We start from the raw sequence: 11,749 nt of genomic DNA, 5'->3' as shown, positions 1-11,749 counted from the left end.
CACCCCCTCGCCGGGCCGCGCGGAGAATCCCCCGCGGGGGCGCGCGGGGCGTGCCGCCCCGCCGGCCGGCGCCCCCCCCCCCCCCCCCCGGCGGGGGGCCCCCCCCGGCCCGTACTACAGGCTTCCGACGAAGAAGGCGAAGGCCTCGGGGCCGACGGTGAAGGCGGGCCCGCCGGGAACCTTGGAGTCCCGCACGGCGATCCGGCAGGGCCGGGCGGCGACCTCGACGCAGTTGCCGCCGGTGTCACCGCTGTACGACGACTTACGCCAGGCAGCGCCGCCCAGGGGGGCGCACTCGACGCACTCCCCGCCGGTGTCACCGCTGTACGAGGACTTACGCCACCGCACGCCCGTCAGGTTCTGGATGGTGTCCATAGCGCTCCTCCATTACGCGGGCGATCAGCGCCGCCGAACCCTCCAAGGACAGCGCGGCGGCCTGCAGGTGATCGTAACGGAGCGAACCCTCCCTGAGAGCTACCGGATTGGCCGTCATGTGGCCCTGGACGAAGTCCTCCGTGTAGACGAGATCGGGGTCGTCGTCGAACCGCAAGACGGTGAACGATCCCATCAGCCCGGCATGTGATCCCGCCTCGAACGGCAGGATCTGCACCTTCACCCACTCCCGCCTCCGCAGCGCCAACAGGTGGGCGAGTTGGTTCCGCATGACAGCCCGGCCGCCGACCTCCTGGTGCAGCACGGCCTCGCTCAGCACGACCCACATCAGTGGCGGGCTCTCGCGGTCCAGGATGCGCTGCCGCTCCATTCGGGCGGCCACCCGCGCGTCGAGGCGCTCCTCGTTCCGTACGCCCAGAACGGCCCGCGCGTACTCCGGCGTCTGCAACAGCCCGTACACCAGCTGTGCCTGGAACGTGGAGATGTAGGCGGCCTTCGCCTCCATCTCGGCGTACGCCTGGAACCAGGTCGGCAACTGGCTGCGCAGCACCAGGCCCGCCAGCCGCGAGAAGACGCCGCCGGTGCCCAGGGCGGCGTCGACCCGTTCCGAGAAGTCGCGGGTCGGGACCTTCCGCGCGGTCTCCACCTGGCCGACCAGCGAGGCCGTGCAGAACACGATCTCGCCCAACTGCCCTTGCTTCAGGCCCGCGTCCTCCCTGAGGCGGCGCAGTTCCGAGCCGTAGTAGTCCAGCGGCGAGGCGCTGGGGTCCAGATCACGGATGTTGACCATGAGGCGGTCACCCCCAAGTTCACGCGGTGCGGCGTTCGTTTCAGGCCGTAGCCGAGCGTAACCATCCCTCCCCACTCTGGTGACATGAATCACGCAACTGACCTGCTCTCCGCAGGCATGGGCGACAGCTACCGCATGGGCTTCACCGTGGGTGAGCACTCGGCCCGGCCCATGCGGCGGATCCTGCGGGCGTTCCTGCGCCATTGGGGCCTGGCCTGCCTGGCCGAGGGCGCGGAGCTGGCGCTGACCGAGCTGGTCGCGAACGTCGTGCGGCACGTGCCGGGGCGGGTCTGCCGGGTGGTGATCCTGCGGCAGCCGGGCGGCCTGCGGGTCGAGGTGTCGGACGACTGCCCGGACCCGGCCCGCCCCGCACGCGCACCGGCGGATCCCGCGGAACCCTCGGAGGGGGGCAGGGGCCTGCTCCTGGTCGAGGCGGTCACCGACCGCTGGGGCTGCCTGCCGCTGCCCGACGGCAAAACGGTCTGGTTCGAATGCGACGCCCCGGCCACCCCGGCCACGTGAGCCGCACCCTCTCCGCCCGCCCGCGGCGGGCGGCGCCCCCGTCGGCGCCAACGCCGCAGCCACCCGCGGCCCGCGGCAGCCCGCCCTCCCGCCCGCCCCCGCCATGGACCCCTACCGGGCGGTAGGGCAACATGAGCGCCCAGGCCCGACCACCCCTCACCCCGCCGGAGACGACATGGCCACCCCCAAGCCGGAGACCCTCGCCGCCTTCGAGGCCGCCAAGGGGTTCATGCCCGTACGGGAGGGCCTCGCCCTGTACGAGGCGGCGGCATCGGCCGCCGCCCTCGGGCTGCCGCTCCTGGAGGTCGGCACGTACTGCGGGCGCTCCACCATCCTGCTCGCCGACGCCGCCCGCGAGGCCGGGGTCAGCGCGATCACCGTCGACCACCACCGCGGCAGCGAGGAGCAGCAGCCCGGCTGGGAGTACCACGACCCGACCGTCGTGGACCCGGAGGTCGGCCTGATGGACACCCTGCCCACCTTCCGGCGCACCCTGCACGCGGCCGGCCTCGAAGACCACGTGATCGCGATCGTCGGCCGCTCCCCGCGGGTCGCCGCGGCCTGGGGCGGGCCCCTCGGCCTCGTCTTCATCGACGGCGGCCACACCGACGAGCACGCCACCGGTGACTACGAGGGCTGGGCCCCGCACGTGGCCCCGGGCGGGACGCTCGTCATCCACGACGTGTTCCCCGACCCCGCGGACGGCGGGCAGGCCCCGTACCGGATCTACCGTCGGGCCCTCGCCTCCGGCGCCTTCTCGGAGGTCTCCGTGACCGACTCGCTGCGCGTGCTGCGCCGGACCGGTCCCGGCATATAAGCGCACCGCGCCCCCGGATGGCCCAGGGTCCGTACGGGCGCGGGGGCGCCGGTCTAGCATCGCGACGTGCGCTACGACGACAGTCCCCCGCTCCCCGAGTCCGCCTCTTCGGTCAACCCGGACCGGCCCTGGTACGCCCGCCGCTCTACGCTCGTCGTCGCGGCCGCCGCCGTGGCGCCGGCGTGCCTGGCGGGCTGGCTGCTGACCCAGGTGCTGGCCCCGTCCGGCGGCGACGGACGGCCGCCCGGCACGTCCGCGGCGCCCGCCCCGGCCGCGAGCCCGCCGCCGGGCCAGCGGGACGCGAAGCCGGGGGCCACGGCCGCCGGCTCCCCGAGTGGGACCCCCGGCCCCGGCGCCCCGGTCCCGGCCTCCCCGCCCGGCTCCCCCGCGGCGTCCGCGCCGGCCCCGGCCAAGGTTCCGCTCACCGGCCGGACGGTCGTCATCGACCCCGGCCACAACACCGGCAACTTCAAACACGGCGCCGAGATCAACAGGCAGGTGGACATCGGCACGGGCCGCAAGGAGTGCGACACCACCGGCACCACCACGAACTCGGGCTACATGGAAGCCGAGTTCACCTGGGACGTCTCCCTGCGCCTGAAGTCCGCCCTGGAGGCGGAGGGCGCCAAGGTGGTCCTCACCCACCAGGGCGACCGCCCCTGGGGCCCCTGCATCGACGAGCGCGCCCGCATCGGCAACGAGGCCGCCGCCGACGCCGTCGTCTCGGTCCACGCGGACGGCGTCTCGGCCGGCAGCCGCGGCTTCCACGTCATCCTCCCGGCCGCCGTCAAGGGCGGCAGAGCCGACACCGCGAAGATCGTCGGACCCTCCCGCGAGCTCGGTGAGCGCATCGCCGGGAACTTCGCCCGGACCACCGGCTCCGCCCCCGCCAACTACCTCGGCGGCGGCACGGGATTGGTCGTCCGCGACGATCTGGGCGGACTGAACCTGTCAACCCGCCCCAAGGTGTTCATCGAATGCGGCAACATGCGTGACGCCAAGGACGCGGCGCAGCTGACGAGTCCGGAGTGGCGGCAGAAAGCGGCCCGGGGCATCGCGGACGGCATCATCGGTTTCCTCGGCGGGTAGTCCCACGGGCAGTCCGGCCGGGACTGCCCACCGCCCCGACCCCCTCGGCCGCCGGTTACCTCCGTACCATGGTGCCGCCCGCCCCGCTCCAGGCACGCTCTGCGACCGCGGCACCACGAGACGACCGAGACCGAGAAGGACACCCAAGACGTGAACATCCGCTCCCTCACACGAGGCGACGGCGTGGTGATCGGAGCAGCGGTGCTGCTGTTCATCGCCTCGTTCTTCGACTTCTACTCCACCACCGGTGGAGACCTCCCGAGCGCCTGGGACACCGACGCCTACCGCCTGGTCCTGCCCAGCGTCTTCCTGATCGGCTTCATCGCGGCCGGCCTGCTCCTCGCCGCCCGCTTCCAACCGGAGACCCGCAAGGTCCTCGGGCTGCCGCTCGGCGCGTGGGGCACCGTGCTCGCGGTGTCGGCCGCCTGGTCCGCGCTGTGGGCGCTGATCACCTGCCCCAGCTCGATCGACCTCGGCGCGGGCGCCGTCATCGCCTTCCTCGCCACGCTGGCCCTGGCCGGCGTGGCCGTCTTCGGCTCGAAGATCCCGGTGCTCGCCGGCGGCCTGCTGCCCGAGCCGAGGCCGGCGGCCGTCCCGCCGTACGGCGGCCAGCCCCAGCCGGGTGCCGGATACGGCTACCCGGGCGGGCAGCAGCCCCCGCACTACGGCAACACCCCGCAGCCGGTCCCGCCCTACGGCGGCGCCGCCGAGCCCGCACCGGCCCCCGGCCCGGGTCCGCAGGACGCGTCCCACGGGGGCCAGGCGGCCCCGGCGGCGGACTTCACCCCGTTCTGGTTCGCGGTTCCGGTGGCCCGCCCCCTCTTCTCCGAGGACGGCTCGCCCAGCCCGATCGCCGAACTCGCTCCGGGCACCTGGTACCTGGCCGTCGACCAGCGCGGCCCGGCCACGCTGATCGCCCAGACCCAGGACGGCCGCCGCGGCGTCCTGAACGACACCTCAGGAATCCAGCGCGGCTGATCCACGGGACTGCGCGAAGGCCCCCCGCCCTTCCGGGCGGGGGGCCTTTGCCCTACAGTCACCTGACGCGCCGTCAGATACGGCATCGCGGAGGGGGACCGTACATGCGCCTCGGACTCGCACTCGGCTACTGGGGCCGCGGCCCGAACCCGGACCACCTCGGCCTCGCCACCGAAGCGGAGCGCCTCGGCTACCACTCGGTGTGGACCGCCGAGGCCTGGGGTTCGGACGCCTTCACCCCGCTGACCTGGATCGCCGCGCACACCTCGCGCATCCGCCTCGGCACGGCCATCGCGCAGATGGCCGCCCGCACCCCCACCGCCACCGCCATGCACGCGCTGACCCTGGACCACCTCTCCGGCGGCCGGATGATGCTGGGCCTGGGCCTCTCCGGCCCGCAGGTCGTCGAGGGCTGGTACGGGCGCCCCTTCCCCGCGAGCCCGCTGACCGCGACCCGCGAGTACGTCGACGTCGTCCGCCAGGTGCTGCGGCGCGAGGGCCCGGTCGCGCTGGACGGCCGCTTCCACCAGCACCCGTACCGCGGCGGGGACGGCACCGGCACCGGCACACCGCTGAAGCCCATCACCCACCCGCTCCGCGCGGACCTGCCCCTGCTGCTGGGCGCCGAGGGGCCGAAGAACATCGCCCAGACCACCCGGATCGCCGACGGCTGGCTCCCCCTCTACTGGTCGCCGAACCGCACCGACGTCTACCGGGCCTCCCTCGCCGACCTGCCCGACGGATTCATGATCGCGCCGATGGCCCGCGCCCGGGTCTGCGACGACGTCGCCGAGGGGCTGCTCCCGGTCAAGGCCATGCTCGGCTTCTACATCGGCGGCATGGGCCACGCGGCCCGCAACTTCCACGCCGACCTGATGGCCCGCATGGGGTACGAAGCGCAGGCCCGCCGCATCCAGGAGCTGTTCCTCGCGGGCCGCAGACAGGAGGCGGTCCTGGCCGTCCCGGACGCCTTCGCCGACGAGATCTCGCTGGTCGGCCCCCGCGAGCGGATCGCCGAACGCCTGGAACTCTGGCGCAAGGGCCCGGTCACGGACCTGCTCCTCACCGCCCCGGACCGGCACACCCTGCGCGTCCTGGCGGAACTGAACGGCTGAGCGGCTGAGCGGCTGAGCGGCTGAGCGGCTGAGCGGCTGAGCGGCCGAGCGGCCGAACGAGGGCCGTCCCGCACCCGGTGCGGACGCCGCTAGGGCGAGTCCGCCTCCGGGACCGCCGTCAGCAGCTCCCGCAGGTCCAGGGCCATCACGGCGATCTCGATGGTTCCGCCGTCCTCGTACGCGCACGTCACGATCCGCGAGCCGGGGTTGATGGACAGGCCCTCCCTCACGGAGGGGACCCGGACCCCGGTGGCGCGGCCTCCCGGCAGCGGGACCGCCGGGCCGCGGCCCGGGACCCAGCGGGCGGTGCCCACGTCGGCGTACACCCGGCCCGGCCGCCAGCGGCCCGCGCCGGCCGGCTGCCGCGCCATGCAGGGAATCCCGGGAACGGGCCCGGCGGCCACCCGGCGCAGATGCCTGCGCCTGAGCAGCCACCCGGCCCCGGCCGCCCCGAGGACGGCCACCACGAATGCGATCACCCGCCCATTGAAACAGGCCGGGCCGGGCGGGCCCGCCGCACGGGCCCGCCCGCCGGGCTATCCGCCCAGCTGGGAGACGCTCGGGACCTTGTCGGTCACCGGGGCACCCGCGCTCTTGCCCGCATCCTTGACGCCGTTGATGACGTCCTGGAAGGCGTCGACGTCGGAGTCGCCCGCCTGACCCTTGCGGAGCTTGGTCCCGAGACTCTTGAGGGACTCGATGCCCGCCGTCAGCGGCACCATCGCCTTCGACAGCAGGGGGTCGCCCTTGGCGTTGACGGAGGCGGCCTTCAGCCGGTTGTAGGCGAAGGCGCCGGCCAGGCCGGCCTTGATCAGCGCGAACGTACGGCCCTTCGCGCCCTTCTTGAACTTGCCCGCCTGGTACGGCTTGATGATCCACTGGTACGTCGCCCCGGCCGCGAGACCGGCGTTGGCGACGAACCGCGTCTTGGCGAACTTCTGCCTCTCGGCGGACGTACTGGGCGAGGGCGTCACGGCAGCCGCCTCGTCGGCCTCGTCGGCCGCCGGCACCGCGGCCGCGAGGGCCGCCAGCTCGGCCGCCGAGGCCATGGAGACGCTCTCCCCCTGGGCCCGGCTCTCACCGCCGCTGCCGCAGGCGGTGGCGCCGACCAGCAGCGAGGTGGACAGGACCACCGCCGTGACGGCACGGCGGAATCGGACGGTAGCGGATACGGGTACGGGTACGGACACGATTGCCTCCGGGGACTGAGGTGTCCCCCGCAGCCTCGCCCCGGATGCCCGGATCCGCCCTCCGGGAGGGCCCGTTCGGGTCTCGCCCGGCCTCCTGTCCGGTTCGCGTTCGTCTTTACGGCACGTTTACGACACGCCCGGGCGGCAACACGGTCGGCATGACATCACACACGCGAGTACGTAGTCGGGGAAGCAGTCAGGCAGGCCGCGCCGTCGCACTGGTGGCGGACGTGCTCGCCTTCGTGATCGGCCTCTGGATCCTCCTGTACCTCCTGGAGGCCAACCAGGGCAACGGCCTCGTCGCCTTCATCCACGACGCCGCCAGCTGGCTGGCCGGCTGGTCCTACGACCTGTTCACCTTCAGCCGCGAATGGGTCCAGGTCGTGGTCGGCTACGGCCTCGCGGCCGTCGCCTACCTCTTCATAGGCCACGCCGTCGCCGGCTGGCTCTACCGCCGCTGACGGCCCGCGCGGACCGGCCGGCGCCCCCCGCGGGCCCACGGCGTCATCCGCAGCAGTCGGGCTCCAGCCCGGCAGGGAGCGAGGCCCCGCCGAACACCTCGGTGGTGGCCTCGTCCCCGCCCAGCGCGGCGACGGCCAAGAGCAGGGACCCCGCGGTCCACGTCGTCTGCTCCACCGGCCAGACCGCCCGGTCGTCGAAGACGTAGCCGGTCCAGTACATGCCGTTCTCGGCACGCAGGTGCGCGATCGACCGCAGCACGTCCAGCGCCCGGTCCGACTCCCCCACCGCCCACAGCGCGAGCGCCAGCTCGCAGGACTCCCCGCCCGTCACCCACGGGTTCGGCAGCACGCAGCGCACGCCCAGGTCCGGGACCACGAACTCGTCCCACCGCCCGTCCAGGCGCGCCTTCGCCTCGGCGCCGGTCAGCGCCCCGCCCAGCACCGGGTAGTACCAGTCCATCGAATAGCGGTTCTTGTCGAGGAACCGCTCCGGGTGACGCCGGATGGCATGGCGCAGGGCGCCCGCCGCCAGCTCCCAGTCGGGCTGCGGCTCCTCGCGGTGCTCGGCGATGGCCAGCGCGCAGCGCAGCGCCTGGTGGATCGAGGACGAGCCGGTCAGCAGGGCGTCGGTCACCGGCGTGCCGTCGGCCTCCCGCTTCCAGCCGATCTCGCCGCCGGGCTGCTGGAGCGCGAGCACGCACTCCACCGCCGCGAAGACGGCCGGCCACATCCGGTCGAGGAAGGTGTCGTCGCCGGTCGACAGGTAGTGGTGCCAGACCCCGACGGCTATGTACGCGGTGAAGTTGCTCTCCCGGCTCGCGTCCTGCGGGTCGGCCGTGTCCACCCCGTCCGGCCGGTCGGCGTAGGCCGCGAACCAGGAGCCGTCCCGGTTCTGGTGCCGGGCCAGCCACGCGTAGGCCCGCTCGGCGGCCTCGTGCTCGCCGGCCGCGTCCAGGGCCATGGCCGCCTCGGTGTGGTCCCACGGGTCCAGGTGGTGGCCGCGGAACCACGGGAGCGCCCCGTCCTCGCGCTGCGCGGCGAGGATGCCCGCCACGGTCTGGGCGGCCTGCTCGGCGGTCAGTACGCCGTCCAGGACCAGGTGTTCCGGCGCGGTGCGCCCCGGGGAGGTCACTGGGCGGCGCCGACGGGAAGGTGCGGCTTCGTCGCGTAGGCCACGAAGGACTTGCCGATGACCGGGTTCAGGGCCTGCTCGGCGAGGCGCGTGGCCAGCGGCTTCTTCATGATGTCCCAGACCAGGAGCTTGTGGTACGCCTTGACCGGCAGCGCCTTGTCGTTGTCGACGCCGAAGGCGCACTTGAGCCACCAGTACGGGGAGTGCAGCCCGTGGGCGTGGTGCGTGCCGTACGGCTTGAGTCCGGCGGCCTCCATCTTGCCGAGCAGCTCGTCCGCCTTGTAGATGCGGATGTGGCCGCCCTCGACCTCGTGGTAGGCGTCGGAGAGCGCCCAGCAGATCTTCTCGGGGCCGTAGCGCGGCACGGTGATGGCGATGCGCCCGCCGGGCTTGAGGACGCGGACCATCTCGGCGAGCACGCCCTTGTCGTCGGGGATGTGCTCCATCACCTCGGAGATGATGACGACGTCGAAGGACTCGTCGGGGAAGGGCAGGGCGAGCGCGTCGCCCTCCATGGCGGTGGCGGTGGCCCCGGCCGGGGCCTCACCGGCCTCCTTCATCGCGGCGAACCACTTGGCGACCTCTCGGATCTCCTCGCCGTTGCGGTCGACGGCGACCACCTGGGCGCCTCTCCGGTAGCACTCGAAGGCGTGCCGGCCTGCGCCGCAGCCCAGGTCGAGTACGCGGTCGCCTGCGGCGAGCGGGAACCGGGAGAAATCGACGGTCAGCACGGGGTCCTGCCTTCGCGGTCGCGGGGGTGAACGGGGTGGCGCGTGGAACGGGGGAAACAGGGGGATCGCAAGGAGCCGCAGGGGCGCAAGGGATGTGCGGGGCGCAAGCTCACCGTGTACGGGGGGTACGGGCGGCCCGCGCGATCGCGGCGCGGTAGTGCGCGGCGGTCTCCTCGGCGGCCTTGGCCCAGGTGAAGCGGGCCAGGACCCGCTCGCGGCCGGCGGCCCCGAGGCGGGCCCGCAGCTCCGGATCGCCCAGCAGTCTCCCGAGCGCGGCAGCGAGGGCCCCCGCGTCACCGGGCGGCACGGCGAGGCAGCTCTCGCCGTCGGGGCCGGACACCTCGGGGATCGCACCGCCGGTGGTGGCGACCAGCGGGGTGCCGGTGGCCATGGCCTCGGCCGCCGGGAGCGAGAAGCCTTCGTAGAGGGAGGGCACGCAGGCGATCTGCGCACTGCGCACCAGGTCGACGAGCTCGGCGTCGGTGATGCCCTTGACGAAGCGGACGGCGTCCTGGAGCCCGTACGTCTCCACCGCGCGGGCGACCGGCCCCTTCTCGGGGCGCTTGCCGACCACGACGAGGTGGGCCTCGGGCTGCTCGGTGCGCAGCTTGGCCAGCGCCTCGACGAGGTGGACGAGGCCCTTGAGCGGCACGTCGGCGCTGGAGGTGGTGACGATGCGGCCGGGGACCTCGGCGACGGACGCGTCGGGCGCCCACAGGTCGGTGTCGGCGCCGATGTGGACGACGTGGATGCGGTCGTCGCGGACGCCGAGGTGCTGGGCGATCTCCTGCTGGGAGGAGCCGGACACCGTCAGCACGGTCGGCAGGCGGCGGGCGACGCGGGCCTGCATGCGGGTGAAGCCGTACCAACGGCGCACGGAAAGACGCCGCTTGAGGTCCTTGGCGGCGTCGAGGTCCAGCCTGCGGTCGACGGTGATGGGGTGGTGGATGGTGGTGACCAGCGGCGCGCCGAGGTCGCCCAGCAGGCCGTATCCGAGGGTCTGGTTGTCGTGGATGACGTCGAACTCACCCGCGCGGGCGGCGAGGTGGCGCCGGGCCCGCAGCGAGAAGGTCAGCGGCTCGGGGAATCCGCCCGTCCACATGGTGGCGACCTCGATGGCGTCGATCCAGTCCCGGTACTCGTCGCGCTTGGGGGTGCGGAACGGATCGGGCTGGCGGTACAGGTCCAGGCTCGGGAGCTCGGTGAGCGTGGCACCCGTGTCGAGCACCGGGTAGGGCTGCGCGCCGATGACCTCGACGGAGTGCCCGAGGCGTACGAGCTCGCGCGAGAGGTGACGGACGTAGACGCCCTGCCCGCCGCAGAACGGGTTCCCCTTGTAGGTGAGCAGTGCGATGCGCAACGGGCGGTCGCCGTCAGTGACGGAACCCGCGAGAGGGCTCGTCACCATGGCCTCAGCGGTCACTCTCGGCCCCCATCTCCCTGCACTTTCGCCGGAGCGTAACCGCTCGGATAATGTAGAACAAGTTCCAGACTTGGTCTGCCCAAGACCATTGAATCTACCGGCCGGAAACTACACCGTAAGAGGCGGAGCAGGTGATTCGCGCCACGGCTCCGGCGCCTGACATGCTGGCCCCGGATCAGCCCGGAATCAGCCCGCCGCAACCACTCGCGACGACACGGAACGCCAGGGAACGGGACACATGACAGCGGAAGCGAAGGCCGCCACCACGCCGGCGTCCCCTCCCCTGACGGAGCGCCAGGAGGCGCGCCGCCGCCGAATCCTGCACGCCAGCGCCCAGCTCGCCAGCCGGGGCGGTTTCGACGCCGTTCAGATGCGCGAGGTCGCGGAGTCCTCCAGCGTGGCGCTGGGCACCCTCTACCGCTACTTCCCTTCCAAGGTGCACCTGCTGGTCGCCACCATGCAGGACCAGCTCCAGCACCTGCACACCACCCTGCGCAAGCGGCCGCCGGCGGGCGACGACCCCGCGGCCCGGGTCGCGGAGACCCTCATGCGGGCCTTCCGCGCCCTCCAGCGGGAGCCGCACCTGGCGGACGCGATGGTCCGCGCACTGACCTTCGCGGACCGCAGCGTGAGCCCCGAGGTGGACACGGTGTCCCGGCTGACGACGGCGATCATCCTGGACGCCATGGACCTGGAGGCCCCGCCGACGGCGGAACAGCTCTCGGCGGTCCGGGTCATCGAGCACACCTGGCACTCGGCACTGATCACCTGGCTCTCGGGCCGCGCCTCGATAGCCCAGGTCAAGATCGACATCGAGACGGTCTGCCGCCTGATCGACCTGACGTCCCCGGAAAAGGCCTGATCCTGCCGGTGGGGGGCGGGGGTGGGGGCGGGGCTTCGGCGGGGCGGGGGCTTGAGGGGTGGGGCGGGGGTGGTGGGGGCGGGGGCTTCGGCGGGGCGGGAGCGGACAGGTATGGGGGTTTCCCGTCAGTCTCATCGTCTCTCCGGGTCGCGCCGGTCCCTCAAGGGCGCTCCTCCTTCGTCGTCGCGTCGCTTCGCGATGTCGCTGCGCTCCACCCTTGACCGACCGTCCCGCCCCGGACATACG

The 11,749-nt window shown here is 73.3% G+C and carries 14 protein-coding genes; 7 read left to right on the top strand and 7 right to left on the bottom strand.

The genetic code is table 11. The features are described 5' to 3' along the window. Positions 1 to 114 precede the first annotated feature (114 nt). Together ACFWU6_RS32935 and ACFWU6_RS32930 are read right to left on the bottom strand one after the other, a co-directional pair. The gene (locus ACFWU6_RS32935; protein ID WP_383985052.1) at positions 115 to 375 is read right to left on the bottom strand and encodes a DUF397 domain-containing protein; all 261 of its coding nucleotides are present in this window, start codon (positions 373 to 375) and stop codon (positions 115 to 117) included. Continuing rightward, on the bottom strand, positions 335 to 1,183 hold the full coding sequence (locus ACFWU6_RS32930; RefSeq protein ID WP_383985049.1) for a Scr1 family TA system antitoxin-like transcriptional regulator: 849 nt from the start codon (positions 1,181 to 1,183) through the stop codon (positions 335 to 337). Before ACFWU6_RS32930 ends, ACFWU6_RS32935 begins: the two co-directional genes overlap by 41 nt. Positions 1,184 to 1,267: 84 nt before the next feature. On the opposite strand from ACFWU6_RS32930, the gene ACFWU6_RS32925 reads away from it, so the two are divergent. The 5 genes from ACFWU6_RS32925 (at position 1,268) to ACFWU6_RS32905 (ending at position 5,704) form a co-directional block, all read left to right on the top strand. Further along, a complete protein-coding gene (locus ACFWU6_RS32925; protein ID WP_383985046.1) occupies positions 1,268 to 1,705 on the top strand; it encodes an ATP-binding protein in 438 nt (145 codons plus the stop codon). Positions 1,706 to 1,880: 175 nt separating this feature from the next. Beyond that, on the top strand, positions 1,881 to 2,522 hold the full coding sequence (locus ACFWU6_RS32920) for a class I SAM-dependent methyltransferase (protein ID WP_383810604.1): 642 nt from the start codon (positions 1,881 to 1,883) through the stop codon (positions 2,520 to 2,522). Between the two features lie 66 nt (positions 2,523 to 2,588). Further along, the gene (locus ACFWU6_RS32915) at positions 2,589 to 3,611 is read left to right on the top strand and encodes an N-acetylmuramoyl-L-alanine amidase (RefSeq protein WP_383985043.1); all 1,023 of its coding nucleotides are present in this window, start codon (positions 2,589 to 2,591) and stop codon (positions 3,609 to 3,611) included. Between the two features lie 150 nt (positions 3,612 to 3,761). Next, positions 3,762 to 4,589 carry a DUF5336 domain-containing protein gene (locus ACFWU6_RS32910; protein WP_383810597.1) on the top strand — a complete coding sequence of 276 codons (828 nt, stop codon included), beginning with the start codon at positions 3,762 to 3,764 and terminating at the stop codon, positions 4,587 to 4,589. A gap of 104 nt (positions 4,590 to 4,693) precedes the next feature. Then, the gene (locus tag ACFWU6_RS32905; protein ID WP_383985040.1) at positions 4,694 to 5,704 is read left to right on the top strand and encodes an LLM class F420-dependent oxidoreductase; all 1,011 of its coding nucleotides are present in this window, start codon (positions 4,694 to 4,696) and stop codon (positions 5,702 to 5,704) included. Positions 5,705 to 5,793: 89 nt separating this feature from the next. Here ACFWU6_RS32905 and ACFWU6_RS32900 read toward each other — a convergent pair whose 3' ends face one another. Both ACFWU6_RS32900 and ACFWU6_RS32895 read right to left on the bottom strand, forming a co-directional pair. After that, positions 5,794 to 6,183, bottom strand: coding sequence for a hypothetical protein (locus tag ACFWU6_RS32900; protein WP_383985037.1), 390 nt, complete (start codon positions 6,181 to 6,183; stop codon positions 5,794 to 5,796). A gap of 57 nt (positions 6,184 to 6,240) precedes the next feature. After that, entirely contained in the window at positions 6,241 to 6,894 is a 654-nt protein-coding gene (locus tag ACFWU6_RS32895; RefSeq protein ID WP_383810588.1) for a hypothetical protein, read from the bottom strand. Between the two features lie 158 nt (positions 6,895 to 7,052). Between ACFWU6_RS32895 and ACFWU6_RS32890 the strand changes: the two genes are divergently transcribed. Further along, the gene (locus ACFWU6_RS32890; RefSeq protein WP_383810585.1) at positions 7,053 to 7,355 is read left to right on the top strand and encodes a hypothetical protein; all 303 of its coding nucleotides are present in this window, start codon (positions 7,053 to 7,055) and stop codon (positions 7,353 to 7,355) included. Positions 7,356 to 7,398: 43 nt separating this feature from the next. Here ACFWU6_RS32890 and ACFWU6_RS32885 read toward each other — a convergent pair whose 3' ends face one another. The 3 genes from ACFWU6_RS32885 to ACFWU6_RS32875 all read right to left on the bottom strand — a co-directional run bounded on the left by ACFWU6_RS32885 (position 7,399) and on the right by ACFWU6_RS32875 (position 10,641). Next, positions 7,399 to 8,487 carry a prenyltransferase gene (locus ACFWU6_RS32885; protein ID WP_383810582.1) on the bottom strand — a complete coding sequence of 363 codons (1,089 nt, stop codon included), beginning with the start codon at positions 8,485 to 8,487 and terminating at the stop codon, positions 7,399 to 7,401. Next, positions 8,484 to 9,218, bottom strand: a complete 735-nt coding sequence (locus tag ACFWU6_RS32880) for a class I SAM-dependent methyltransferase (protein WP_266577493.1) — start codon at positions 9,216 to 9,218, stop codon at positions 8,484 to 8,486. Before ACFWU6_RS32880 ends, ACFWU6_RS32885 begins: the two co-directional genes overlap by 4 nt. Positions 9,219 to 9,327: 109 nt before the next feature. After that, positions 9,328 to 10,641, bottom strand: coding sequence for a glycosyltransferase family 4 protein (locus ACFWU6_RS32875; protein WP_383985034.1), 1,314 nt, complete (start codon positions 10,639 to 10,641; stop codon positions 9,328 to 9,330). Between the two features lie 238 nt (positions 10,642 to 10,879). Between ACFWU6_RS32875 and ACFWU6_RS32870 the strand changes: the two genes are divergently transcribed. Continuing rightward, positions 10,880 to 11,503: a TetR family transcriptional regulator gene (locus ACFWU6_RS32870; protein WP_383985031.1), complete on the top strand. Its 624-nt coding sequence runs from the start codon at positions 10,880 to 10,882 to the stop codon at positions 11,501 to 11,503. Positions 11,504 to 11,749 lie beyond the last annotated feature (246 nt).

Source organism: Streptomyces sp. NPDC058674 (genome assembly GCF_042716505.1).
Classification (GTDB): Bacteria; Actinomycetota; Actinomycetes; order Streptomycetales; family Streptomycetaceae; genus Streptomyces.
Note: the sequence above shows the minus strand (reverse complement) of the source record. Positions and strands in the feature narration are given on the sequence as shown.

What these genes read in the sequence shown, in the direction of transcription:
- ACFWU6_RS32925 (WP_383985046.1), top strand. Translation starts at nt 1,268, where the DNA reads ATGAATCACGCAACTGACCTGCTCTCCGCAGGCATGGGCGACAGCTAC.
- ACFWU6_RS32935 (WP_383985052.1), bottom strand. Translation starts at nt 375, where the DNA reads ATGGACACCATCCAGAACCTGACGGGCGTGCGGTGGCGTAAGTCCTCG.
- ACFWU6_RS32905 (WP_383985040.1), top strand. Translation starts at nt 4,694, where the DNA reads ATGCGCCTCGGACTCGCACTCGGCTACTGGGGCCGCGGCCCGAACCCG.
- ACFWU6_RS32890 (WP_383810585.1), top strand. Translation starts at nt 7,053, where the DNA reads ATGACATCACACACGCGAGTACGTAGTCGGGGAAGCAGTCAGGCAGGC.
- ACFWU6_RS32870 (WP_383985031.1), top strand. Translation starts at nt 10,880, where the DNA reads ATGACAGCGGAAGCGAAGGCCGCCACCACGCCGGCGTCCCCTCCCCTG.
- ACFWU6_RS32930 (WP_383985049.1), bottom strand. Translation starts at nt 1,183, where the DNA reads ATGGTCAACATCCGTGATCTGGACCCCAGCGCCTCGCCGCTGGACTAC.
- ACFWU6_RS32920 (WP_383810604.1), top strand. Translation starts at nt 1,881, where the DNA reads ATGGCCACCCCCAAGCCGGAGACCCTCGCCGCCTTCGAGGCCGCCAAG.